Source organism: Actinoplanes sp. NPDC026619 (assembly GCF_040638295.1).
In the GTDB taxonomy this organism is placed as follows: domain Bacteria; phylum Actinomycetota; class Actinomycetes; order Mycobacteriales; family Micromonosporaceae; genus Actinoplanes.
The window spans coordinates 388,445-412,333 of sequence record NZ_JBEZYA010000001.1 but is presented as its reverse complement, the minus strand read 5'-3'; the positions used below and the strand labels follow the sequence as shown (position 1 = coordinate 412,333).

Genomic DNA, 23,889 nt, shown 5'->3' with positions numbered 1-23,889 from the left:
CGGCCCGGCTTCAAGAAACGATGCGGCCCGGCCTCATGACGCGGTGCAGGCGATGATCACGAGCAGCGGGATGACGCGCTGGGGCGGGACCGAATAGCGGGCTCGGCCCTCGGTGCGCAGCCAGCCGGCGGCGACCAACTGCCGCACGTGGTGATAGAGCCGGCCGGTGCTGCCGATGTCGTCGAGCGCCTGCAGGTCGGCGGCCGATCGGGTGCCGCGCAACACCTCCTGCAGGATCCGCACCCGCGCGGGGTGGGCCAGGGCGGCCAGCGCCGGCGCCTGCAAAGACCAATCCGATTCGAGTACGCCTTCGGCCGGCACCCCCTGCTGCCACTCGTAGTGCTCGCCGGTCGGCAGGTCGACCAAGCCGGTGAAGAGCACCGCGCCGGGCGAGTCGGCGAGGTCGCGCAACTGGTTCAACGCCCAGTAAGGGTCGTCCCCGGAGGCCGGGGCGGAGGGTGCCGCGCCGGTTGTCTCCAGCGCGTCGAGGCGGCCCTCGATCCGCGCCAACCGCTGTGCCAATTCGTCCTCGGCGGGTGGGGACACGAGCGATCCTCCGCTACTTTGGAATTACGTAATTCCGGAATTCTAGCGGAAGGGGACGCTCATGGCTCGCCTGGTCGCCCGCATCCGGGTGCCGCTGCTGGTGCTGGTCGCGCTGACGCTGATCGGCCAGCCGCTGCTGGGTTACGACGTGCCGTGGTGGGTGACCATCCCGGCGATCGCCGGCTCGTTCGCGCTCTATGCCTGGGTCGGCCGGGTGTGCGCCGAGCCGGTGGTGGTGCAGCCGCCGGTCCACGGGAGCTGGCGCGCGGTCAACAGCCCGGCCAGCCGGGTGCCCAGTCACGGCCTGCATGCCTACGGTCAGACGTACGCCATCGATCTGGTCTTTGAATCGCCGGAAAGCCCGGCAAGCCCGGCAAGCCCGGCAAGCCCGGCAAGCCCGGCAAGCCCGGCAAGCCCGCCGGGCCGGAAGCTTCGTCGGGCGAGTGAGTTTCCCGGGTTCGGGCAGCCGGTTCATGCCGCGGCGGCCGGCCGGGTCGTCCGGGTGCGGCAGGGCCAGCGTGATCACTGGAGCCGCACGTCGGTGCCGGGGCTGATCTACCTGGTGTTCGAGGGCATGATCCGCGAGCTGCTCGGTGCGGGCCGGGTGGTCGGCAATCACATCGTGGTCGACCTGGGCGAGGGCCACTACGCGCTGTATGCGCATCTGCAGCGGCACTCCGCGACCGTGCGCGCCGGCGATCACGTAACGGCAGGGCAGCCGATCGCGCGCTGTGGCAACTCGGGAAACTCCACCGAGCCGCACCTGCACTTCCAGCTCATGGACCGGGCGTCGCCGACGTTCGCCGCCGGACTGCCGTTCCGCTTCGCCACGGATGTGAGCGCAGACTGCGAGGCGACGACGGCCAAGCTGCCGCGCAACGGGGAGCTGCTCGGATTGCGGCAGTAGATGATGATGGATTCGTGAAGCTACGCCGCCCGGTCGGCTCCCGTGTGTTCTCGGCGGTCTTCGGCGCGGCGATGCTCGCACTCGCGATCCACCTGGTGGGCTTGGCGGTCACGGCCGGCAGCATCGGGGGCCGGATCTTCTCCGGATTCTGGGCGCTGATGGCCCTGTTCGTGGCGGGCGTCAGTGCGCGGACCGTGATGGGGCGGTTCGAGGTCGATGTCGACCGCACGGGCTGGTCGGTGCGGGCCAACGGGTTCGACGGCACCCTGCGGTGGGCCGAGATCTCCGCGGTGGTGGTCCAGAATCGGGTGGTGGGACGACGGCTGCTTCCGGCGCTGTACGTGGTGCCGGTGCCGGGCGTCAGCCTGGACGTGCCGGAGGAGATGCGGGCCACCGTGGACGATCGGCCGGCCGTGCTGCTGTTCGACCTGGAGGACGTGAAATACGAGGCCGGCGCGCTGGTCCGGGAGCTTTCCGACCTGGCCGGCGACCACCTGGACGTCCGCATCTACCACCTGAGCCTGGTGTTGCTGAGCGACGCCGCCCGGGTCCGGTTGAGCGAGGTGAGCGCGGAGAGCCGCCCGGAGAACTATCTGCTTCGCGCGTTCCCGTCAGGCGTGGACAACGCGCGGGCGCAGCGCTGGCTGAACCGGCGCCGGTCCGGCCTGCTCGCCGGCTGGTGCCTGCTCGTCGTCCTGCCCGCCCTGGTGCTCACGGTCCTCGCGACGCGGACCCATGAACTGCTCGGCGTCGCCGCGTTGCTGGCCGGCCTGACCGCCGCCGTCGTGGCCTACGACCAGGTCGTGACGACCTTCAGCCGGTGCCTGGACCTCGTCGTCGCCGACATCCCGATCAGCAGCATGCAACTGACGAAGGGCACGGCGGTCGTGCTGCCGCCGGGGTCGAAGCGGGGGTACGGCAAGGCCTGGCTGCTCGGGGCGCCGCACGTCGTCCTGCTGCTCGGCGATCCGCGCACCGGCCGGCTGCGCAGCTACGACGATCTGCGCGCGCTGTCGGCGGTGCTGCACGAATCGCCCGAGGACGCCGACCGGGCCGCCGGGCGGCAGATCGACGAACTGGTCGTCCAGACCCAGACGGGTGACCCGCCGGCCGAGGACGCCGCGGGAGCCGCCGGCCTGTGGATCGCGGTGACCAAGGCCGGCCGCGCCGTCCTCTGGTTCGTCGTCGGGGCCTCCGTCATGCTCACCGGCGGCTCGCTGGTGGAGAACTCGCCGTTCGTCGGGCCCGCACTGATCATCATCGGCGGAGTGATGCTGCTGGGGTGGGTGGTCTACGCGCTGTACCGGGTGTACGCCGTCCTCGCCGCGGTGTGGCGTCTCTACGCTGCTGGCAGAACCGGGGGTCGCCGGGTATCGGCCACGCCGCCGACTGATTTACCGTGACCCCATGGCGGACATCGAGCGGCGCACCCGGCCACTGCTGCGCATCCTGGTCGGCGAGGTGCTGCGCCGCCACCGGCAGGAGCAGCGCCGCACCCTCGCCGAGGTGGCCCGCGCGGCCAACGTCTCGGTGCAATACCTTTCCGAGGTCGAGCGCGGCCGCAAGGAGCCCAGCTCCGAGATCCTCGCGTCGGTCTGCGAGTCGCTGCGCATCGGCCTGTCCGACCTGCTCGCCGAGGTGCGACGCGATCTCGAGCTCGACCGCGCCGCCACCCTGGCCCCCGTTCTGCGGCTCGCCACCACTCAGATGCACCAGCCTCCTATGCAAGGCGGCCAGGTCATGCTGATGGCCGCATAAGGAAAAAGGAGCTCAGGCCGCGCTGTCCAGGCGGTAGGAACGGACCTGGTCGCGCCGGGTGATCACCCGGTCGGCCAGGCCGTACGAGACCGCCTCCGCCGCCGTCAGCGTCATGCTGCGGTCGGTGTCGGCCCGGATCTTCGCGATCGGGTGGCCGGTGTGGTCGGCGAGGATCTGGTCCATCTCGGCCCGCACCTTGGCCACCTCCTTGGCCTCCACCGCCAGGTCCGGCAGCGTGCCCCGGGCCTGCGACGACGGCTGGTGGAGGGTCACCTTGGCGTGCCGCAGCACCGACCGCCGCCCGGGGGTGCCGGCCGCGAGCAGGGCCGCCGCCGCGGACGATGCCTGCCCGACGCAGATGGTCGCGATGTCACAGCGTACGAAATTCATCGTGTCGTAGATGGCGGTGAGCGCGCTGAACGAGCCGCCGGGGGAGTTGATGTAGAGGCCGATCTCCTGCTCGCCGGCCGATTCCAGGTGGATGAGCTGGGCGATGACCACGTTGGCCACGCCGTCGTCGATCTCGGTGCCGAGGAAGATGATCCGGTCCGACAGCAGGCGCGAGTAGATGTCGAAGGCGCGTTCCCCGTTGGGCGTCTTCTCGACGACGGTCGGGATCGTGTAAGTGCTCATGCCAGCTCCTCGCTTCGCTCCGAGCTGCCAAGAGCCAATTCCGCACTGTGCTGGCCGATTCGCTCGCTGCGCTCGCTCATACGCTCAACCCCATCGGCTGGCGGGTCATCGTCGGGCGTACGTCGTCGACGCTGTCCAGGACGTGGTCGATCAGGCCGTACGCCTGGGCGTGCTCGGCCGAGAACCAGCGGTCGCGCCGGCTGTCCAACTCCACCGTCTCAAGCGGCTGGCCGGTGTGCTCGGCGGTGAGGCGCAGGAGCAGTTGGCCGACCCGATCGAGTTGCTCCGCGTAGATCTCCACGTCGGCCGCGGTGCCGCCGAACCCCGCCGACCCCTGGTGCATGAGGATCTGCGCGTGCGGCAGGGCGAACCGCTTGCCCGGCGTGCCCGCGGTGAGCAGGAACTGCCCCATGCTCCCGGCCAGGCCGAGAGCGAGGGTGCTCACGTCGTTGGGGATCAGCCGCATCGTGTCGTAGATGGCCAGGCCGGCGCTGACCGACCCGCCTGGCGAGTTGATGTAGAGACTGATGTCGCCGCGCGGGTCCTCGGCCGACAGCAGCAGCAACTGCCCGCACAGCCGGTTGGCGATCGGATCGTCGACCTCGCTGCCGAGCACGATGATCCGTTGGTGGAGCAGCCTTGCGGCCACCTGATCGTCGATGGACCCGATGGTCCACGGGTTCCCGTTCGTTGTTGGCATGCCTCCACGATTGGGTCCCGACCGGCCGCGTACCAAGCGGATCTGCCGTTAGCAGACGAACAGGTCCCGGCGGACGTCCGCGGAGGTGACGGTGAGCGTGCACCCCTTGGTCGTCGACACCTTCCGGGCTTTCTTGACGGTCGGTCCGCGGCCTTCGGAGGGGCACGGCTGGCCGACCATCGGCGGCACCGAGGTGCCCGAGATCCCCCAGTTCGCGCCGGTGATCCGGAAGCCGGTGAGCTTGCCGTAACCGCCGGCGGCATGCGCCTTCTGGAAGACAAGACCGAAACGGCCAAAATCATGATGGTGTACGACGGGGAAGACGTCCCCGCCGCAACTGACCGAGTACGTGTCGTCGGTCCAGAACTCGTGGCTGAACTCGAGGGCGTCGGCCCGCTTCGCGAGGGTCGCCGCGGACCACCCGTAGGCGGCCCGCACCTCGCTCTCGCCGACGAACCCGGTCATCGCCTGCGGGTTGTAGGACACCGGCGCGGCGGCGAGAGCCACGCCAATCAGGAGCTGGGGAATCATGCCTGGTTAACGATCAAGGTGGTGCCTTCGACGTCCACCGCCGGGACCAGCCGATCCAGCCGTTTCGGCAGCCACCAGGCGGCCCGGCCGAACAGCGAGATCGCGGCCGGCACCAGCACCAGGCGCACCACGAACGCGTCGACCAGCACGCCGATCGCGAGCGCGAACGCGATCGGCCCGGTCACCGGATCACCACCGGCCACCCCGCCACCGAACACCCCGATCATGATCAGCGCCGCGGCCACCACGACCTTCGACCCGCTGGCGAACCCGCCGGTGACCGCCGCCCGCGGGCTGGCGCCGCGCCGGTGCTCCTCGTGCATGCCGGAGACCAGGAACATCTCGTAGTCCATCGACAGGCCGAACAGGACACCGATCACGATCGTCGGCAGGAAGCTCAGCAGCGCCCCCGGGAACGCCAGGACCGTGCAGCCGAGCGCCGCGCCCAGGCTGAGCAGGAAGCTGAGCACCGCCTTCGCGGCGATCAGAACCGACCGGAAGACCACCATGAGCAGCAGGAAAGCGAACCCGGCCACGAGCGCGAGGTAGAGCGGCAGGGCGCCGGCCAGGTGGTCGGAGATGTCGATGGCCACGGCCGTCTGCCCGGTCACCCGCAGATCAGGCGACAGCGCACGCAGCTTCGCGACCAGGGTCGCGGTCGCTGCGTCATTCGGCCCGCTTGATGGTACGACGGTGAAAAGCGCGTCTGATCCACGAATCTGGGCGGGCAGCACCCGGGCGACACCGGGAAGCGCGGCGATCTGATCGCCCACCCCGGCCCGGTCGGGAGCCAGCACCAGCAGCGGTCCGTTCGCGCCCGGCCCGAAGCCCTCGGCGATCAGGTCGTAGGCGCGCCGGTCGGTGGCGCCGGTCGGGTCGTTGCCGTCGTCGGGCAGGCCGAGCCGCATGCCGAGCACCGGCACGGCGAGCGCGCCGAGCAGCAGCACCGAGAGGACCACGGCGAGAACCCGGTGCCGGACCACCAGTTCGGCCCAGCGCGGCGCGACCGTGAACCGGGGCATCAGCCGCCGGCCGATCACCCGCCGCCCGGCGAAACTGAGCAGCGCCGGGGTGAGGGTGAGCGCCATCAGCATCGCGACCAGCACGGCGCCGGCCGCGGCCAGCCCCATCTGGGTGAGGAACCCGACCCGGGCCACGGCCAGCCCGGCCAACGCGATGATCACGGTGAGCGCCGCGAAGAAGACCGCGGATCCGGCCGTCCCGGTGGCGAGCGCGATCGACGCCCGTACGTCATCGGCGCCGTCGATCAGCTGCCGCCGGTGCCGGTTGATCAGGAACAGCGCGTAGTCGATGCCGACCGCCAGCCCGAGCAGGATGGCCAGGGTGGGCGCGACCGAGTTGACCGGAACCAGCGCGGTGATCGCGTGCAGCCCGGCGAGCGAGACGCCCAGGCCGAGCACCGCCGTCAGCAGCGGCATGCCGGCCGCGCTGAGCGAGCCGACCGTGATCACCAGGACGGCCAGCGCGATGACCAGGCCGATCCCCGGCGAGCTGCCGCCGCCCGGCGGGGGCGCCAGCTCGGAGGACTCCTCGACCTCGAGCCCGGCCGCGCGGGCCTGGTCGAGGGCGGCGGCCGGGGCCTGGGTGACCGAGAAGTAGCCGACCCGGCCGGCCGGGGACAGGGTCGGCTCGGCGCCGAGCGCCGTGCCGAGAGCGGTCAGCGCCGGTTGGTACGCGGCCGGAGTCTGCCCGGCCGGAGCGGCGAAGACGACGCGACCGCCACCGTCGCCGCCGGTGCCGAACTCGCGGTTCACCTGGTCGAGGGTCTGCGTGGACTGCAACCCGGAGACGGTCAGTTCGGTGTCCAGCGGTTCGGCGTAGCGGGCGGCCAGGCCCACCGCGAGCACCAGTATCAGCACCCAGGCGCCCAGCACCCACCAGCGCCGCCGAGCGCAGAACGCTCCGATCCGAGCGAGTGTCGCGGCCACGGCGAACTCCCTTTTCGACAGTCGCCGCGGCCGTTCCGCGACGTCGCCGTCGATGCTCGGCCGGGCCGCCGGAAGGCAGTACCAACCACGGGTGGGAGTCCGGGTGGACCTTTTAAATTTTCGACAGAAGATCGCGGACCGCGGCCGGCTGGGACAGGAACGGGTGATGGCCGGCGTCGAGCTCGACGACCCGGCCGGCCCTGCGGGCGTACTCGCGCTGCAACCGGGCCGGGGTGCCGCCGTCCCGCGCGCACACCAGGTAGGTCGACGGGATGTCGTGCCAGGCCGCCGCCCCGACCGGCTGGCCGGTGACCCGCACGTTCTGGGCGGCGAGGTGGTCCGCGGCCTGTGCCTGGACGTCGGCGTCGCAGTCTTGCAGGAACGTCTCCACCAGCAGCTCGGGCCGAACCCTGAAGGTGCCGGCGTCGAGGTCGACGTCGAGGAACGGGGCGGGGCCGCCGCCGTCCCCGAAGTCGGACAGGCTCTGCCCGACCTCCGGCAGGTAGCTGGAAATCAGCAGCAGATGGCGCACCGACGCGATGCCCGCGGCCGCCTCGGCAGTCACGATGCCGCCGTAACTGTGCGCGACCACGATGGTGGGCTCGTCGCTCTCGGTCAGCACCTGGCGCACCGCCCGAACGTCCTCGGCCAGCCCCGCGCCGACCGCGCCGGTCTCGCCGCAGCTCGGCAGCGCCGGCGTCACGCTCTTCTCCGGCAGGAGCTCGCTCATCCGGTGCCACCACCACGATCCGTCCCGCACGCATGCCCCGTGCACGAATACGACCCTCATCCGCCACCTCCGCGTTTTGCTCAACGGTAGACGTACCGCCAGTTACGTGAAAAAGTGCGTCGGTGGGACGGCGGCCGCAACCCGAGATCAAGAAACGGCTGCTCGACGCCTGCACCGACCACGCCCTCGAGCACGGCCTGCCCGACCGCCTCGAGCCGCTGGCCCGCGCGGCCGGCACCTCGACCCGCATGCTGATCTACCACTTCAGCACCCGCGACGTGCTGCTGCGGGCGGTCCTGGAAAACGCGCGGCAGCGCCAGCTGACCACCTTCGCCGACCTGCTGCGGGTGCGCCCCGGCGAGCCCTACCCGGTCACCCTGACGAACGCCTGGACCTTTATCACCGGCCCCGAGGGCCAGCCCTACCTGCGAATGTTCGGCCAGTGGCGGGAAAGCGCGGCGCAGCAACTGCTGCCCGGCTTCCGCCGCGCCGCCACGACCGACTGGTTGGAGCCACTCGAGGAGGGCTTACGCAGCATCGGCCGCCCCGAGCTCGCGACGCTGACACTGGCCGTCATCCGAGGCCTGCTCATGGACCTGGACGCCACCGCCGACCACCCCCGCACGAATGACGCCTTCGCCCATTTCATGCGAACCCTCGCCAACTAGAGATCATCCACAGCCGACGTAGTCCCGTTTTCCTTGAAATCGGCCCCTCGACCTGCGATTGAGGCCCCGTTTTTCTTGCAATTTGGTGTCGCGGTCTGGGGTGCGGGTTCGGTTTTAAGTTGGGGTCCGGGCCTGGGGTGGAGGGCCCGTTTTCCTTGAAGTTTGTGTCTTGACCTGCGGTTGAGGGCCTGTTTTCCAGGATTTTGGGCAGGTTGCCTGGGTGGCGGCCGGGGTCTGGACCTCGAAGGCTGTCGGCTACTCGGAGCGGCCCAGGGCGATCGCGGCGGCGTGGGCGCGGTCGCGGGCGCCGAGCTTGGCGAAGATCGAGTTGATGTAGCTCTTCACGGTCGCGACGCTGAGGAACAGGTCGGCGGCTATCCGGGCGTTGTTGTGACCGAGCGTGATGGCTTCGAGCACGTCGGTCTCGCGGGCGGTCAGGGCCGGGAACCGTTCGCGCAGGCCGGGCTGGGGCGCCGGGGCCGGGTCGGTGAAGCCCTGCACGAGCCGGTCGGCGATCTCCCTGGCGAAAGTGGCCTGGCCGGAGGCGACCGCGCGGACGGCGGCCGCGAGCTCGGCCCGGCCCGCGTCCTTTGTCAGGTAGCCGCGGGCGCCGGCGCGCAGGGCGCCGGCCAGCGAGTCGTCGTCGGCGTAGGTGGTCAGCACCAGCACTGCCGTGCCGGGAACCTCGGCCATGATCCGGGCGGTCGCGCCGGCGCCGTCCAGATGGGGCATACGCAGGTCCATCAGCACCACGTCGGGCTGCAGCTCGGCGGTCAGGCGCACCGCCTCCACGCCGTCGGCGGCGGCGCCCACCACCTCGACCCCCTCGGTCAGGTCGAGCAGGGTGACCAGCCCGTCCCGCACGGTCGCCTGGTCATCAGCCACCAGCACCCGGATCACGACGACCGCTCCTCAGGCGACCGCGAAACGGTCCCGCCCGACGGGTTCTCCGCGGGCAGCGGCGGGACAACTCCGGCAGGCGGATCCTCAACGGACAGCGGCGGAACGATTCCGGCAGGCGGAACGACGCCGGCGAGCGAGGCGGCTTCGGTGGGCGAGGTGACCGCGGTGGGCGTGGCGGTTTCGGTGGGCGAGGCGGTTTCGGTGGGCGAGGCGGCTTCTGCGGGCGAGGTGACCGCGGTGGGCGTGGCGGTTTCGGTGGGCGAGGCGGCTTCTGCGGGCGAGGTGACCGCGGTGGGCGAGGCGGTTCCGGTGGGCGTGGCGGTTCCGGGCATGTGGAGGACGATCTCGAAGGGCGGTCCCTCGCGTACTGCCATGGTGCCGCCGGCTTCGGTCACGCGCTCGCGCATGCCCGCCAGGCCGTGCCCGCCGCCTGGCGAGATGGTGGCGGGCGTGATGGTGGCCGGCGAGATGGCGCCGGGGGTCGAGGCGGTGATCGTCAGCATGTTGTCGTCCCAGTCCAGGTCCAGGGTGGTGGGGGCACCGGGGGCGTGCCGCCGGGCGTTGGTCAGCAGCTCCTGCACCGCGCGCCGTACCGCGACCCGCGCCGTAGGGGAGAGGATGCCCCGGTCGGCGTCGCCGCGCACCGCGACCTGGCCGCCGATCGAGCGATGGGTGGCGGCCAGCGCGGCTACCGCGGCCGAGAGCGGCTCGTCCGGCTCGCGCAGCGCTGAGACCGCCCGCCTCGCCTCGTCGAGACCGGAGACGGCGAGCTTGCGGGCCGACTGCACCCGGTCGCGGGCCTGTTCCGGGCGGCCCGATTCGAGCAGGGCGTCGACCGCCTCCAACTGGATCACCAGGCCGCCGAGCGAGTGGGCGAGCACGTCGTGCAAGTCGCGGGCGATGCGGGAGCGTTCGGTGAGGGCGGCCACCTGGGCGCGTTCCTGCTCGACCGTGATCCGTTCCTCGAGCAGGGCCAGGGACTGCGCCTCCGACACCCGATATTGCCGGCGGGAGAGGCCGCCCACCCCGGTGACCAGCAGCAGGGAGAGGACGCCGGTGAGGCTGCCGCGGTGCGGGGCGGAGATCAGCGCGTCCGCCCCGATCAGGAGCACCGATCCGGCCGCGGCCACGCCGACCAGGCGCATCGCGAACTCCGGGCTGCCGGCCAGGGCGATCAGGGCGACGGCGGCGGGGACGAAGCCGACCACGTCGGTGCTGATCGCGGCCAGCGAGCCGCCGGCGAGCATGCCGAGATAGACGAGGGCGCGCAGGCGGAGCCGGTGTTCGGGCAGGAAGATCGTCACCAGCCAGAGCGCCCAGGCAAGCCAGGCCGCGACGGCCACGACCACCGGTGCGCCGGCCAGCGACCGCTGCGAAAGGTCGAGCCCCACCAGGACGATGCCGACCAGGTTGAGGAACGTGGCCCACGGGCGGCGCATCGGGGTGAGGATCACGAAGCTATCTTCCGGCCATCGCGAAAGTGCGGCGGGGCTGGCGCGCCGAGACGACCAGCGCGCTCGCGATCCGGTTGAGGGCGAGCACCAGCAGGATCGAGCCGGTCGAGACGGCCAGGTCGGAGCCCATCGCGTGGCCGGCCAGGTCGAGCGCCACGCGGACGAGGACCAGCCCGACCCAGATGGCGACGCCGAGGCCGCCGGTGCGGCTCTCCACCAGACCGGGCTTGGTCGGCGACTCGCGGAAGCGGGCGATCCGGCCCATCAGGGTGCCCGAGGCCAGCGCGAACACCGCGGACAGGCCGAGGATGACGACGTCGATCGGGTGGATCTCGGTGGTCTGCCGGGCCAGCGAGATGACACCGGCGGCACCGAGGATCAACGGCAGCTTGAACATGCTCGCCGGGTCGACCGGGCGCCAGCTGAGCTGCTTCGAGCAGATGTACGCGATGACGGCGAGGCCGAGGAGCAGGTCGGTGAGGTTCATGCTTCGAGCATCAGCCAGACCACCGCGGCGCAGTACCACCCACGGGTGGTGAAACGGTTGGTCAGACGAGGCTGCGTGCCACCTGCACGTCGGTGATGAGCACGTTGACCCAGTCACCGCGCAGGGCGGCCCGGATCGCGCCGGTCTTGCGGGCGCCGCCGGCCACCGCGACCCGGCGTGGCACTGCCCGCAGCGTGTCCGGGGCGATGCCGAGCACCCGCTCGTCGAAGTCCGACCCGATGTGCCGGCCGTCCTGGTCGAAGAAGCGCATGCACACGTCGCCGACCGCGCCGGCCTCGCGCAGCGCCGGCAGTTCGGTCTCGGCGAGCGCGTTGCCGCTCTCCCGCAGCAGCGGCGACGGTTCGATGCTGCCCACCCCGACCAGGGCCATCGTGAGGTCTTCGTAGGCGCGCAGCACCGGCTCGATGTTGGGGTCGGTGACGAACATCTGCCGCATGTCGCCCGACGCGAGCAGGCCGGGCGCGGGCAGGTAGACGGCGGCGGCGCCGGTCAGCGCGGCGAGCCGGCCGACGATCCGGGTCGCCTGGGTCTGCGCGGTCACGTTGCCGACGCCGCCGAGCATCTGCACCACCTGGTCGGCAACCGGGGTCGGGCGCGGGTGCATGGCCTCGACGGTGGCGAGGATCGTCGAGCTCCACGACGAGACACCGATGCGCTCGCCGCCCATCAGCGTGGTCTCCAGGTACACCGCGGCGGCGGCGCCGAGCGCCCGCATCACGTGCGCCTCGTCGGCCTGGTCCTCGATGTCGGCGACGATCACTTCGGTCAGCCCGTACGCCTGCTCGATCTGCTCCTCGAGCTCGGCGTAGACGCCGCGGGGGGCGATCACTGTGGTGCGCACGATGCCGAGTTCGACCGCCCGCTTGAGCAGGCGTGACACCCGTGGCTGCGAGATGTGCAGCTGGGCGGCGATCTGCGGCTGGCGCATCCCGCGCTCGTGGTACATCCGGGCGACCTTGGTGAGCAGCCGGATCTGATCGGCCGAGTAACTGTCCACCGGTGGTCCTTCCCGAAGATCGACTACGCGCAGCGACCAAGAATATCCATTCAAGTTCGGATAGCGAAAACCGACCCGTTGACAAGGCCGACATCTGGCGTTCACAGTAGCTGCATGGCCAATCGCCTATGAATGGATATTCACATGAAGGTGATCGCGCGCCGGGTTGTGGCGCTCGTGCTCGTGGCGGGGATGGCGGCCTGCTCGAAAGTGCCGGGCGTCTACGTCTACGAGAAGGACGGGCAGGCCGGCGCCGTGTCGGACGGGGCCACCGACCCGAAGACCTATGTGGCCACCAACTGGACGTCGAAGATCGTGCCGGCCGTGCATGACAAGGCGGCCGACGTGACCACGGTGGCCGCGGCGATCGCGAAGGACCCGGAGGCGGCCGGCAAGCAGTTCGGCCACCAGTCCGGCACCGGCAGCCCGTACGCGTTCATGGTCAAGGGCACCGGCACGGTCACCGAGATCGACAAGTCGGTGCCGACCGGGCCGATGACGGTTCAGGTCGGAGAGCTGAAGCTCACCATCGCCACCGGGCCGGTCATCGCCGGCACCGCGGTCCGCGACGCGGTCGGTTTCATCTCGTTCGGCGACTTCACCAACCAGATCGACTACGCCGCGGTGGCCAACCAGATCAACAGCCAGGTCAAGACCGACGTGATCGCCAAGGTGGACCTGGCCACGATCAAGGGCAAGAAGGTCGACTTCTACGGCGCCTTCGCCAACCTGTCGCCCGGCACGATCTTCCTGGTCCCGACCGAGCTGACGGTGGCGCCGTGATCCTCGAAGCCCGCAACATCAGCAAGAACTACGGCGGGGTGCGCGCCCTGAAGGACGTCACGTTCACCGCCTACCGCGGCAAGGTCAACGTGCTGGTGGGGGAGAACGGCGCCGGCAAGTCGACGCTCATGAAGATCCTCTCCGGCTCCGAGCAGCCGACCAGCGGTTCGATCTTCCTCGACGGTGCGGTGGTGCAACTCGGCAGTCCACGTGACGCTCAGGCGCGCGGCATCGGGATCATCCACCAGGAACTGAGCCTGTTCCCGAATCTGTCCATCGCCGAAAACATTTTCGCGGGCCGTGAGCTGCGGCGCGGCGGCCGATTCGTCGACACAAAAAGCGAACGCAGATTAACCAGAGAGGTCCTGGCCCGGCTCGGCCAGACGAAGCTCGACCCCGACACGCTCGTCGGCGATCTCCCGATCGGGCAGCAGCAACTGGTCGAGATCGGCCGGGCGCTGCTCGAGGACGTCCGGGTGCTGATCATGGACGAACCCACCTCGGCACTATCCAATCACGAGGTCGACGTGCTGTTCGAGGTGATGGCCGAGCTGCGCTCGCAGGACGTCACGGTCATCTACATCTCGCACAAGCTCGACGAGTTCCGCCGCATCGGCGACTGGGTCACGGTGTTCCGCGACGGGGCCCTGGTCGCGCACGAGTCGATGGCCGACACCGACACCGGCTGGATCGTCCGGCAGATGGTCGGCCGCGACCCCGACTCGCTCTACGTCCGCAACAGCACCCCGGCCGGCGACGTCCTTCTCGAGGTCAGCGGCCTGAGCGTGCCCGGCACGGTCACGGTCGACGACGTCTCGCTGAGCGTCCGGGCGGGCGAGGTGGTCGGCATCTACGGCCTGATGGGCGCCGGGCGCACCGAACTGATCGAGTGCCTGATGGGCATGAGCCGGGCGAGCGCCGGCGAGGTCAGGATCAAAGGCAAGCTCGAGGCGTACGGCACGGTCCAGGCCCGGATGACCGCCGGGCTCGCCCTGGTGCCCGAGGACCGGCAGCGCGACGGCCTGGTGCAGACCATGTCCGTGCGCGACAACATTCTGCTCGCCACCGTGGCCCGGTTCGCTCGCGCCGGGATTCTCTCCGGCGGTGCCGAGCAGAAAACCGCGGCCGCCAAGGCCCGCGAACTGGCCATCAAGATGCCCGGCCTGGCCGCCGCCGTCACCTCACTGTCCGGCGGCAACCAGCAGAAGGTCGTCCTCGCCCGGGCGCTGCTCACCGAACCGGCCGTCCTCCTGCTCGACGAGCCCACCCGCGGCATCGATGTCGGCGCCAAGTCGCAGATCGCGGCGCTGATGGCCGAGCTCGCCGCGCAGGGCTTCGGGGTGCTGTTCATCTCGTCCGAGCTGGCCGAGGTGATCGCCATGGCCGACCGCGTCCTGGTCATGGCCCGCGGCCGGATCACCGCCGAGTTCACCGCCTCGACCGTCACCGAGGAGGCCCTGGTCACCGCCTCCGCCTCCGACCGGGTCCTGGAGGCCGGCGCATGACCCTCCGCCCCGAGCCGCGCCCAGCCGCCCCGCGTGGCGGCGTCCGCCCCGAGCCGCGCCCGGCCGCACCGCGTGGCGGCGTCCGCCCCGAGCCGCGCCCGGCCGCACCGCGTGGCGGCGTCCGCCCCGAGCCGCGCCCGGCCGCATCGAACGAGGAAGGCAGAGCATGACCGACACGCACGTCGCGCCCGCGCCCCCGGCCGCGGCGCCTGAGCCGGATCCGCCCCGCAATCAGGCCCTCGCGCGGGCCGCGTTGCTGCTGCTCCGAGGCCGTACCCTCGTGGTGCTGGTGATCTTGATCGTGATCTTCAGCGCCATCTCGTCGGAGTACCTGACGCAGAGCAACCTGATCCTGATGACCAAGCACGTGGCCATCAACGCGATCCTCGCCATCGGCGTCACGTTCGTCATCCTCACCGGCGGCATCGACCTGTCGGTCGGCTCGATCGCCGGGCTGTCCAGCATGGTCGCGGGCGGTCTGCTGTTCAAAGGGCTCAACTTCCCGGGCGGCACCGTCTTCTTCTCGGTCGCCGTGGTGATCCTGATCGGCATCGTGGTGGGCGCGCTGGTCGGCGCGGTCAACGGCGTGCTGATCACCCGGTTCAAGGTGGCGCCGTTCATCGCCACCCTCGGCATGCTCTACGTCGCCCGCGGCCTCGCCCAGCTGCACAGCAACGGCGGCACCTACCCGGATCTGGCCGGCTCGGCGGCGCGGGGGAACGAAGGTTTCCACTTCATCGGGGTGGATTCGCTGCTCGGCATTCCGGTCGCGGTCTGGATCATGGTGCTGGTCGCGGCGGCCGCCATCGTCGTCACCACCAAGACGCCCTTCGGGCGACGAATCTTCGCGGTCGGCGGCAACGAACGCGCCGCGGTTCTCTCCGGCATCCGGGTCAATCGGATCAAGATCGCGGTGTACGTCATCTCCGGCGCCTGTGCCGCCCTGGCCGGCCTGCTCCTCACCTCGGAGCTCGGCGCGGCCTATCCGGACACCGCCACCACGTACGAGCTGAACGCGATCGCCGCGGCGGTCCTCGGCGGCACCGCGCTCAGCGGCGGCCGCGGCACCATCATCGGCACCGTCATGGGCGCCTTCGTCATCGGTTTCCTCAGCGACGGCCTGGTCCTGGTGGGGGTCTCCACCTTCTGGCAGTCCGTGGTCAAGGGCGCCGTCATCGTCTTCGCGGTCATCACCGAACAGGCGCAGCAGCGCCTGCAGTCGGGCCTCACCAAACGCACCGCCTGAAGGGATCCCCCGTGTTGAAAAAACTCCTGGCTGCCACGGCCGCCTCCGCCCTCCTTGCCCTGACCGCCTGCGGCTCCTCCGCCGGTGACAAATCGGATAGCGGCGCCGCCGCCCCGGCCGCCTCGAAACTCATCGTGATCATCACGCCGTCGCCGGACAACGTCTTCTTCAAGGCCGAGCAGGACGCGGCCGCCGCCGAGGCCAAGAAGCTCGGCTACGAGACCCTCGTGCTCAGCCACGACGACGACCCGACCAAGCAGAGCCAGGAGATCGACACCGCGATCTCCCGCAAGGCCGCCGCGATCATCCTCGACAACGCCGGCGCCGACGCGTCGGTGACCGCGATCCAGCGGGCCAAGGACGCCAAGATCCCGACCTTCCTGGTCGACCGGGAGATCAACAAGACCGGCGTCGCGGTCGCCCAGATCGTCTCCAACAACGCCCAGGGCGCCGGCCTCGGCGGCCAGGAATTCGCCAAGCTGATGGGCAACAAGGGCGAGTACGCCGAGCTCACCGGCAAGCCCACCGACACCAACGCGGGTGTCCGCTCGCAGGGCTACCACGGGGTGCTCGATCAGTACCCGGACCTGAAGATGGTCGCCCAGCAGAGCGCCAACTGGGACCAGGCCGAGGCGCTGAGCAAGACCCAGACGATCCTGCAGGCCCACCCGAACATCAAGGGCATCATCGCCGGCAACGACACCATGGCGCTCGGCGCCTGGGCCGCGGTGCAGGCCGCCAAGAAGAACATCATCGTCGCCGGCTTCGACGGCAGCCCCGACGTCGTCTCCTCGATCCTCAAGAACGGCATCAAGGCGACCGTCCTCCAGCCAGCCAGCAAGATCTCCGAGATGGCCGTCGACCAGGCCGACGCGTTCATCAAGAGCGGCAAGGCCGACCAGCCGGAGAAGCAGTCGGTCGACTGCGTCCTGGTCAACCCGGACAACGCGAAGTCGGTCACGAACTTCGCGGTCGCCGCGTCCTGACGTCTCCGGGCGGGCGCCTCGCGCGAGGCGCCCGCCGCGCACAAAGTCACCACCTGAGAGAGGTACCGCATGCTGGTCGCCGACCCCGCCACCGCCGCCGCCTGGCGCAGTCTCCGTCAGGAGATCGCCGCCGCCGGGCCGGAGCTGCGCCGCGAGTTACTGCGGGAGCGGGCCAACCAGTCCCGCGTCACTGACCTGCGCATGGTCGGCCAGGCCGATCTGGGCCACGTGGGCGGCGACATGTCCGTCCTCGACATCCTCACCACGCTGTTCTTCGCGGTGCTGCGGATCGACCCGGAGAAGCCGGACTGGCCGGACCGGGACCGGTTCGTGCTGAGCAAGGGCCATACGGCGGGTGCGCTCTACAGCACCCTGGCGGCGGCCGGCTTCTTCCCGGCCGCCGAGCTGGCGACGTTCGCCGGTCCGCTGTCGGCGCTCAACGGCCACCCCAACCGGGTCAAGGTGCCGGGCGTCGAGACCAACACCGGCCCGCTCGGCCACGGCCTGCCGGTCTCGGTCGGCATGGCGGTGGCGGGCCGGCTCGGCGCCTCCGACCGGCACGTGTACGTCGTGCTCGGCGACGGCGAGCTCCAGGAGGGCAGCAACTGGGAGGCGGCGATGACGGCCGGGCACCGCCGCCTGGCCAACCTCACCGCGATCGTCGACCGCAACCGCCTCCAGCAGGGCGCCCGCACCGAGGAGACGAACGCGCTCGACCCGCTCGACGACAAGTTCCGGGCGTTCGGCTGGGACGTGCACGAGGTCGACGGGCATGATCATTCAGCTCTGCTGGAAGCCTTCACCGCACCCCGGGGCGAGCGCCCGACCTGCGTCATCGCCAACACGACCAAGGGAAGGGGCGTCTCGTTCATGGAGGACCGCGTCGAATGGCACCATAAGGTGCCGACCGCCGAGCAGATCTCGCTGGCGGCGGCGGAGCTGGCCCGATGAGCGCGCCCGTCCGCTCGGTCCCGGAGACCTTCGACTGCCGGGTCGCGTTCGCCGAGGAGCTGATCGCGCTGGCCCGCACGGACGACCGGATCGTGGCCGTCTGCAACGACTCGGTCGGCTCCAGCAACCTCGTCGGGTTCGCCGCCGAGTTCCCGGACCGGATGATCAACGTCGGCATCGCCGAGCAGGACATGGTCGGCGTCGGGGCCGGCCTCGCGCTCAGCGGTTACGTGCCGTTCGTCTGCGGCGCCTCGCCGTTCCTCACCGGCCGGGCTCTGGAGCAGATCAAGGCCGACGTCGCCTACAGCCAGTCGCCGGTCGTCCTGTGCGGGATGAGCCCCGGCATGGCCTACGGCGAACTCGGCCCCACGCACCACTCGATCGAAGATCTTTCCTGGCTGCGGGCGATCGCCGGGCTCGGCATCGTCGTTCCGGCCGACCCGAACGAGACCCGCTCGGCGGTGCGCTGGGCGGCGGCCGCCGCGACCCCGGTCTTCCTGCGGGTCGGCCGCTTCAAAATTCCGGCCGTCACCGGCGAACGGCCGTTCACTTTCGGCCGCGCAACCGCACTTCGCGACGGCTCCGACGTGACTGTCGTAGCAACAGGCACCATGGTCTCGCGGGCTCTGCAGGCGGCCGAGGAAGCGGCCGATCAGGGCGTCTCGATCCGCGTCCTGAACATGTCGACGATAGCCCCGCTCGACGAGGAGGCGATCCTGCGCGCCGCCCGGGAGACACGCGCCATCGTCACCGCTGAGGAGGCCACCACGACCGGCGGGCTGGGTGCGGCGGTGGCCGCCGTCGTGGTCACGTCGCCCACCCGCGTGCCGATGCGCATGCTCGGCATCCACCGCGAGTTCGCCCCCACCGGCAGCACCGCCTACCTGCTCGAACACTTCGGCCTCACGGCCACCGACATCCGCGCGGCCGCGATCGGCCTGGCCCATGCGTAACCGGCCGTTCCCCGCTTGGGTGAGGCCCGCCGATGTCTGACGACCTCGTCCTCGCGATGGACCAGGGCACCAGCTCCACCAAGTGCCTGCTGGTCGACGCGTCGGGCGCGGTCGTGCGGGAGACGAGCGTGCCGGTGCCGATCCGCTATCCGCGGCCCGGTTGGGTCGAGCAGGACGCCCGCGAGATTCTCGACAGCGTCCTGACCGCCGCGACCCGGTGTCTTGCCGGCATTCCGCGCGGCGCGGTCAAGGCGGTCGGTTTCAGCACCCAGCGCGAGTCGGCGGTGATCTGGGACCGGCACACCGGCCTTCCGGCCGGACCGGTGCTGGGCTGGCAGGACCAGCGCGCGGTGGGCGTCTGCGAAGGCCTCCGGGAAGAAGCCGACGGTGTACGGGCGATCAGCGGGCTCCCGCTCGACCCGATGTTCAGCGCGGCCAAGTTTCGGTGGCTTCTCGACCGTGAGCTGCCGGCGCGGCACCGGCTCGCGGTCGGCACCGTCGACTCGTGGTTGCTGTTCGCGCTGACCGGCAGCCATCAGATCGAAGTCGGCAACGCCTCCCGTACCCAACTGCTCGACGTGCGGGCCGCCCGGTGGAGCGACGAGCTGCTCGACCTGTTCGGCATCCCGGCGGCGGTGCTGCCGGCCATCACCCCGTCGTCCGGCGAGCTCGGCACGGTCGGCGAGCTCGGGGGAGTGCTGGCCGGGCTGCCGATCACTGCGGTGCTCGGCGACTCGCATGCGGCGCTCTACGCGCACGGCGCCGGCGACGGCGACGTCAAGGCGACCTACGGCACCGGCTCGTCGATCATGCGGCTCGGCGAGGTGGCGGGCGACGCCGTCTGCCTCACCGTGGCCTGGAACGACCGGCTCGCCGCCGAGGGCAACATCCGCTCCTCGGGGGCCACCGTCGCGTGGCTGGCCGAATTCCTCGGCGTCTCGCCGGCGCGAATCGGCGAGATGGCCACGAAGGCGACGAGTGACGGCGTACACCTCGTGCCCGGTTTCGGGGGTTTGGCCGCGCCGTGGTGGGACGACACCGCAGTCGGCCTGATCAGCGGCCTCACCCTCGGCACCCGGCCGGAGCAACTGGCCGCCGCGGCCGTCGAGTCGATCGCCCACCAGGTCGCGGATGTGATCGACGCGATGAGCGGGGCGGAACGTCTTCTCGCCGACGGCGGTGCCAGCGAGAACGACCACCTCATGCAGATCCAGGCCGACCTCACCGGCCTGCCGGTCAAGCGGGCCCGCACCGCCAACCTCTCCGCCCTCGGCGCCGCCTACCTGGCCGGCGGCATCGACCGGCCGCTCGACTACGACGACTTCGCCCCCCGTCCCAGCGACCCGGCACTCCGCCACGCCTGGCGGGACGCGCTCGACCGGGCCCGCACCCCCTCAGCAAGGAGCTGACATGACCGACTACCCCCGCTTCGGCGCCGGCCTCTGGCACTTCGCCACCTACGTCGACCGCTACGCCTCCGACGGCTACGGCCCGGCGCGCACCACCCTCGAGGCGATCGAGCTGGCCGGCCAGGTCGAGGACCTGTCCGTGGTCGACCTCAACTACCCGTTCACCCCGGGCGTCGGCCTGTCCGAGGTCAAGGACGCGCTGACCGCGCAGGGCCTGACGGCCATCGGCATCACCCCCGAGATCTACCTGCGCCGGTTCAGCAAGGGCGCATTCACCAACCCCGACCCGGGTGTACGCAAGGCAGCACTCGACCTCATGCACGAGTCGGCCGGGATCGTCCGCGAGCTCGGCGCCGACTACGTGAAGATCTGGCCCGGCCAGGACGGCTGGGACTACCCCTTCCAGGTCGACCACCGCACCCTGTGGAAACTGGCCGTGGACGGCATGCGCGAGCTGGCCGGCGCCCACCCGGATCTGAAGTTCGCGATCGAGTACAAGCCGCGCGAACCCCGCGTGAAGATGACCTGGGACTCGGCCGCCCGCTCACTGCTCGGCATCCAGGAGATCGGCCTCGACAACGTCGGCATCCTGCTCGACTTCGGCCACAGCCTCTACGGCGGCGAGTCACCCGCCGACGCCGCCCAGCTGATCATCGACCACGGCCGCCTCTACGGCATGGACGTCAACGACAACCTGCGTGGCTGGGACGACGACCTGGTGGTCGGCACCATCCACCTCACCGAGATCTTCGAGTTCTTCCACACCCTGCGCAAGAACAACTGGGACGGCGTCTGGCAGCTCGACCAGTTCCCGTTCCGCGAGGACAGCGTCGACGCCGCCCGCACCTCGATCCAGATCCTCAAGCGCATCTACCGAGCCCTGGACCGCCTCGACGAGGTCGCCCTGGCCGAGGCCCAGGACCGCCAGGACGCGATGGCCGCCCAGCGCCTGGTCCAGGCCGCCCTCTTCGGCGAGGTCGCCGACTGATCCGGCCGGCACCGAGGTGAGGTAGATTCATCGACCCAGATGCGGTCTACCTCACGGGGTCCAGTGTTCGTCGGGCGGCAAACGGAACTGTCTCTTCTGACAAAGCGACTCGATCACATCGCGCGCAGCGGAAGAGGGCTCGCCGTCGCGGTTCGTGGCCGTCATCAGGTCGGCAAATCGCGTCTGGCCCAGGAACTCTGTAACCGCGCCGGCCTGCCCTACCTGTATTTCACCGCCGTCAAAGGCGCATCCGTCACCAAGTCGACAAGCCAGTTCCTTGCTGCTTTGACCGAGTCGGATCTGCCGAACGACCATGCGCTCCTCCCCGGCACGCCGCCGACCGGTGGCTGGGGAGACCTGCTGCGCGTCCTCGCCGGCTCGCTTCCGGACCAGCCGTGCATCGTCGTGCTCGACGAGCTGCCGTGGCTCAACGAGCAGGACGACACCTTCGACGGGCACCTGCAGGTCGTCTGGGACCGGCTGCTGTCACGCCGGCCGGTCCTGCTGCTGCTTCTCGGCAGCGACCTGCACATGATGCAACGCCTCACCGCATATGACCGGCCGTTCTACGGCCGCGCGGACAACCTCGTGCTCGGCCCGCTGAACCTCGGCGAGACGGCCACGGCGGCCGGGCTGACCGGGTCCGACGCCATCGATGCGCACCTGATCACCGGTGGCCTTCCCGGCATGCTGCTCCGCTGGCCCTCCGGGACCTCTGCGGACGACTACCTGCGTGAGGAGTGCGCCGACCCGGCATCTCCGCTGTTCATCGTGCCGGAGCAGTCGTTGGCGTCGGAGTTTCCCAACCCGGACGTCGCCCGGCGTGTCCTGGAAGGGGTCGGCGGTGACTCGCGGGCCTTCGCAAGCATCGCCGGCATCGCCGGCGGCCGTAGCGGGCCGATCAGCTCCGGCACGCTGTCTCCGTTGCTGCGGCAGCTCACCGATGACAAACAGGTTCTGGTGGCCGACCATCCGCTGTCCACCGTCAGCGGCAAACCGGTCCTGTACCGGGTCGCCGACAGCAACCTGCGCCTCTACCTTGCCGTCCTGCGCGATGTCTACAACCTGACCCAGCGTGGCCGCCCCGAGGCCGGGTATGCCCTGTTCCAAAATCGCTGGACCAGTTGGCGCGGCCGGGCCGTCGAGCCGCTGATTCGCATGTCGCTGGAACAGGCCACGGTCGCCGGTGGAATCCCTTGGCGGGAAGCCCAGTTCGTCGGCGGATGGTGGAACCGGCAGTTCAACCCGGAGATCGATCTGGTGGGCGCCGATCGGGCGCCGGTCGCCTCGCAGATCTACTTCTGCGGATCGCTGAAGTGGCTGGGAACCCCGTTCGGCGCGCATGACCTGCACAAGCTTCAGAACGGGGCCCGTCAGGTGCCCGGCTTCGATGCCTCGAGCACCGGACTCCTCGTCGTGTCTCGCTCCGGTGCGAATCTGCCGGCCGATGCGGTGGATGTGGTCTGGGGCCCCGGTGATGTCGTGGCGGCCTGGCAGTCCTGATCCGGCCGCTCGGGCGAGATGTGGCCCAGCCAACGCCGGGGGAGGGCGTGGCGGGCCGGTGCGGGTTCGGCGCGGAGGATGCGGGACATGTCGAACGAGACCTTCACCCTGCGGTCGGTGGCGGTCTCGGCGTACGGGCCGTCGTTGCTCTCCGGGTTTTCGCAGGGGGTCATCGCTCCGGTCATCGTGATCAGCGCTATCGAGCGGGGCGCCACCGTCGCTGCCGCTGGGCTGGTCGTGGCGCTGATGGGCGTCGGGGCGCTGGTGGCGAACATTCCGGCCGGGGCGCTGACCACCCGGTTCGGGGAGCGGCGGGCGATGGTCGCGGCGGCCGCGCTCAGTGTTGCCGCGATCGCGTTGTGCCTGGTCGACCTGGGGTTGTGGCTGTTCGCCGCGGCGGTGCTCGCGATGGGCACGGCCAGTGCGGTGTTTCAGCTGGCCCGGCAGTCGTACCTGACCGAGGTGGTGCCGGCCGGGATGCGGGCGCGGGCCATGTCGACCCTCGGCGGCGTCGCGCGGATCGGGGCGTTCATCGGGCCGTTCGCCGGCGCGGGGCTGATCAAGCTGGCCGGGCTGGACGGCGCGTACGGGATGTCGCTGGTCGCGATCGCCGGGGCCGGGGTCATCGCGTACACCGTGCCCGATCTTGCCGCCGCCCCGGCCGAAGCCCGTGGCATCTCGACCTGGACGATCACCCGGGAGCACTGGCGGACCCTGGCCACGCTCGGGGTCGCGGTGCTGTTGCTCTCCGCCATCCGGCAGACCCGGCAGGTGGTCGTCCCGCTCTGGGCGCACCACCTCGGTCTGGACGCCAGCACCTCGTCGATCCTGTTCGGTGTCTCCGGCGCGGTCGAGACGCTGGTCTTCTACCCGGCCGGCCTGGTCATGGACCGCTTCGGGCGGCGGGCCGTGGCCGTGCCCTGCACGCTGGTCATGGGGCTGTCGTTCCTGGCTCTGCCGCTGACCCACGGGGTGCTCTCGCTGGGCGCGGTGGCGATGGTGATCGGCCTGGGCAACGGGATCGGTTCGGGCATCGTGAACACGCTCGGCGCCGACGCGGCGCCGGCGCTGGGCCGGCCGACGTTCCTCGGGGTGTGGCGGGAACTGGCCGACAGCGGCGCCGCGCTCGGGCCGGTGCTGCTCTCCGCGGTCGCCGGCGTGGCCGGGCTGGCGTCGGGGGTGGTCGTGTCGGGTGTGGTGGGGCTGGCCGCCGCCGCAATGCTGTACCGATTCGTGCCGTCCTATCGCCGCTGATCCGGTTCGATTCCGGCCATGATGAGG

At 70.7% G+C, this 23,889-nt stretch carries 23 protein-coding genes and 1 pseudogene; 14 read left to right on the top strand and 10 right to left on the bottom strand.

The window, feature by feature from the left end; translation table 11 throughout:
- Nucleotides 1-33: 33 nt before the first annotated feature.
- Complete coding sequence (locus AB0E90_RS02025) at nucleotides 34-546, bottom strand: winged helix-turn-helix domain-containing protein (protein WP_360397981.1); 513 nt, start codon at nucleotides 544-546, stop codon at nucleotides 34-36.
- Between the two features lie 61 nt (nucleotides 547-607).
- On the opposite strand from AB0E90_RS02025, the gene AB0E90_RS02020 reads away from it, so the two are divergent.
- The 3 genes and pseudogenes from AB0E90_RS02020 to AB0E90_RS02010 all read left to right on the top strand — a co-directional run.
- Complete coding sequence (locus tag AB0E90_RS02020; RefSeq protein WP_360397979.1) at nucleotides 608-1,453, top strand: M23 family metallopeptidase; 846 nt, start codon at nucleotides 608-610, stop codon at nucleotides 1,451-1,453.
- A gap of 14 nt (nucleotides 1,454-1,467) precedes the next feature.
- On the top strand, nucleotides 1,468-2,856 hold the full coding sequence (locus tag AB0E90_RS02015; protein ID WP_360397977.1) for a hypothetical protein: 1,389 nt from the start codon (nucleotides 1,468-1,470) through the stop codon (nucleotides 2,854-2,856).
- 4 nt (nucleotides 2,857-2,860) lie between these two features.
- Nucleotides 2,861-3,118, top strand: a pseudogene (locus AB0E90_RS02010) (helix-turn-helix transcriptional regulator); the annotation flags it as partial.
- Nucleotides 3,119-3,223: 105 nt separating this feature from the next.
- On the opposite strand, the gene AB0E90_RS02005 reads toward AB0E90_RS02010, so the two are convergent.
- The 5 genes from AB0E90_RS02005 to AB0E90_RS01985 form a co-directional block, all read right to left on the bottom strand.
- A complete protein-coding gene (locus AB0E90_RS02005) occupies nucleotides 3,224-3,844 on the bottom strand; it encodes an ATP-dependent Clp protease proteolytic subunit (protein ID WP_360397975.1) in 621 nt (206 codons plus the stop codon).
- A 76-nt stretch (nucleotides 3,845-3,920) separates the two neighbouring features.
- Entirely contained in the window at nucleotides 3,921-4,544 is a 624-nt protein-coding gene (locus AB0E90_RS02000; protein WP_360397973.1) for an ATP-dependent Clp protease proteolytic subunit, read from the bottom strand.
- Nucleotides 4,545-4,592: 48 nt separating this feature from the next.
- Complete coding sequence (locus tag AB0E90_RS01995; RefSeq protein ID WP_360397971.1) at nucleotides 4,593-5,075, bottom strand: hypothetical protein; 483 nt, start codon at nucleotides 5,073-5,075, stop codon at nucleotides 4,593-4,595.
- Nucleotides 5,072-7,024, bottom strand: a complete 1,953-nt coding sequence (locus AB0E90_RS01990; RefSeq protein ID WP_360397969.1) for an MMPL family transporter — start codon at nucleotides 7,022-7,024, stop codon at nucleotides 5,072-5,074. The genes AB0E90_RS01995 and AB0E90_RS01990 overlap by 4 nt, the downstream gene beginning before the upstream one ends.
- A gap of 112 nt (nucleotides 7,025-7,136) precedes the next feature.
- The gene (locus AB0E90_RS01985) at nucleotides 7,137-7,814 is read right to left on the bottom strand and encodes an alpha/beta hydrolase (RefSeq protein WP_360397967.1); all 678 of its coding nucleotides are present in this window, start codon (nucleotides 7,812-7,814) and stop codon (nucleotides 7,137-7,139) included.
- A 62-nt stretch (nucleotides 7,815-7,876) separates the two neighbouring features.
- Between AB0E90_RS01985 and AB0E90_RS01980 the strand changes: the two genes are divergently transcribed.
- Nucleotides 7,877-8,422, top strand: a complete 546-nt coding sequence (locus AB0E90_RS01980; RefSeq protein WP_360397965.1) for a TetR/AcrR family transcriptional regulator — start codon at nucleotides 7,877-7,879, stop codon at nucleotides 8,420-8,422.
- Between the two features lie 255 nt (nucleotides 8,423-8,677).
- On the opposite strand, the gene AB0E90_RS01975 is transcribed toward AB0E90_RS01980, so the two are convergent.
- The 4 genes from AB0E90_RS01975 to AB0E90_RS01960 all read right to left on the bottom strand — a co-directional run bounded on the left by AB0E90_RS01975 (nucleotide 8,678) and on the right by AB0E90_RS01960 (nucleotide 12,284).
- Nucleotides 8,678-9,322 (bottom strand): response regulator transcription factor, encoded by a 645-nt coding sequence (locus tag AB0E90_RS01975; RefSeq protein ID WP_360397963.1) that lies wholly within the window; start codon nucleotides 9,320-9,322, stop codon nucleotides 8,678-8,680.
- Nucleotides 9,319-10,779, bottom strand: a complete 1,461-nt coding sequence (locus tag AB0E90_RS01970) for a histidine kinase (RefSeq protein ID WP_360397961.1) — start codon at nucleotides 10,777-10,779, stop codon at nucleotides 9,319-9,321. The genes AB0E90_RS01975 and AB0E90_RS01970 overlap by 4 nt, the downstream gene beginning before the upstream one ends.
- 4 nt (nucleotides 10,780-10,783) lie before the next feature.
- A complete protein-coding gene (locus AB0E90_RS01965) occupies nucleotides 10,784-11,266 on the bottom strand; it encodes a hypothetical protein (RefSeq protein ID WP_360397959.1) in 483 nt (160 codons plus the stop codon).
- 61 nt (nucleotides 11,267-11,327) lie between these two features.
- Nucleotides 11,328-12,284, bottom strand: coding sequence for a sugar-binding transcriptional regulator (locus AB0E90_RS01960; RefSeq protein ID WP_360397957.1), 957 nt, complete (start codon nucleotides 12,282-12,284; stop codon nucleotides 11,328-11,330).
- Between the two features lie 144 nt (nucleotides 12,285-12,428).
- Between AB0E90_RS01960 and AB0E90_RS01955 the strand changes: the two genes are divergently transcribed.
- The 10 genes from AB0E90_RS01955 (at nucleotide 12,429) to AB0E90_RS01910 (ending at nucleotide 23,862) form a co-directional block, all read left to right on the top strand.
- Nucleotides 12,429-13,067 (top strand): DUF2291 domain-containing protein, encoded by a 639-nt coding sequence (locus AB0E90_RS01955; RefSeq protein ID WP_360397955.1) that lies wholly within the window; start codon nucleotides 12,429-12,431, stop codon nucleotides 13,065-13,067.
- On the top strand, nucleotides 13,064-14,572 hold the full coding sequence (locus tag AB0E90_RS01950) for a sugar ABC transporter ATP-binding protein (protein WP_360397953.1): 1,509 nt from the start codon (nucleotides 13,064-13,066) through the stop codon (nucleotides 14,570-14,572). The genes AB0E90_RS01955 and AB0E90_RS01950 overlap by 4 nt, the downstream gene beginning before the upstream one ends.
- Nucleotides 14,573-14,738: 166 nt before the next feature.
- Complete coding sequence (locus tag AB0E90_RS01945) at nucleotides 14,739-15,818, top strand: ABC transporter permease (RefSeq protein ID WP_360397951.1); 1,080 nt, start codon at nucleotides 14,739-14,741, stop codon at nucleotides 15,816-15,818.
- An 11-nt stretch (nucleotides 15,819-15,829) separates the two neighbouring features.
- Nucleotides 15,830-16,804 carry a D-ribose ABC transporter substrate-binding protein gene (locus AB0E90_RS01940; RefSeq protein WP_360397949.1) on the top strand — a complete coding sequence of 325 codons (975 nt, stop codon included), beginning with the start codon at nucleotides 15,830-15,832 and terminating at the stop codon, nucleotides 16,802-16,804.
- A 69-nt stretch (nucleotides 16,805-16,873) separates the two neighbouring features.
- Nucleotides 16,874-17,755 carry a transketolase gene (locus AB0E90_RS01935; protein ID WP_360397947.1) on the top strand — a complete coding sequence of 294 codons (882 nt, stop codon included), beginning with the start codon at nucleotides 16,874-16,876 and terminating at the stop codon, nucleotides 17,753-17,755.
- Nucleotides 17,752-18,708 carry a transketolase C-terminal domain-containing protein gene (locus tag AB0E90_RS01930; RefSeq protein ID WP_360397945.1) on the top strand — a complete coding sequence of 319 codons (957 nt, stop codon included), beginning with the start codon at nucleotides 17,752-17,754 and terminating at the stop codon, nucleotides 18,706-18,708. The genes AB0E90_RS01935 and AB0E90_RS01930 overlap by 4 nt, the downstream gene beginning before the upstream one ends.
- 32 nt (nucleotides 18,709-18,740) lie before the next feature.
- Nucleotides 18,741-20,117, top strand: a complete 1,377-nt coding sequence (locus tag AB0E90_RS01925; protein WP_360397943.1) for an FGGY family carbohydrate kinase — start codon at nucleotides 18,741-18,743, stop codon at nucleotides 20,115-20,117.
- Between the two features lies 1 nt (nucleotide 20,118).
- The gene (locus AB0E90_RS01920; RefSeq protein ID WP_360397941.1) at nucleotides 20,119-21,105 is read left to right on the top strand and encodes a TIM barrel protein; all 987 of its coding nucleotides are present in this window, start codon (nucleotides 20,119-20,121) and stop codon (nucleotides 21,103-21,105) included.
- A gap of 39 nt (nucleotides 21,106-21,144) precedes the next feature.
- The gene (locus AB0E90_RS01915; RefSeq protein WP_360397939.1) at nucleotides 21,145-22,608 is read left to right on the top strand and encodes an ATP-binding protein; all 1,464 of its coding nucleotides are present in this window, start codon (nucleotides 21,145-21,147) and stop codon (nucleotides 22,606-22,608) included.
- Between the two features lie 87 nt (nucleotides 22,609-22,695).
- Nucleotides 22,696-23,862: an MFS transporter gene (locus AB0E90_RS01910; protein ID WP_360397937.1), complete on the top strand. Its 1,167-nt coding sequence runs from the start codon at nucleotides 22,696-22,698 to the stop codon at nucleotides 23,860-23,862.
- The last annotated feature ends 27 nt before the right edge of the window (nucleotides 23,863-23,889 follow it).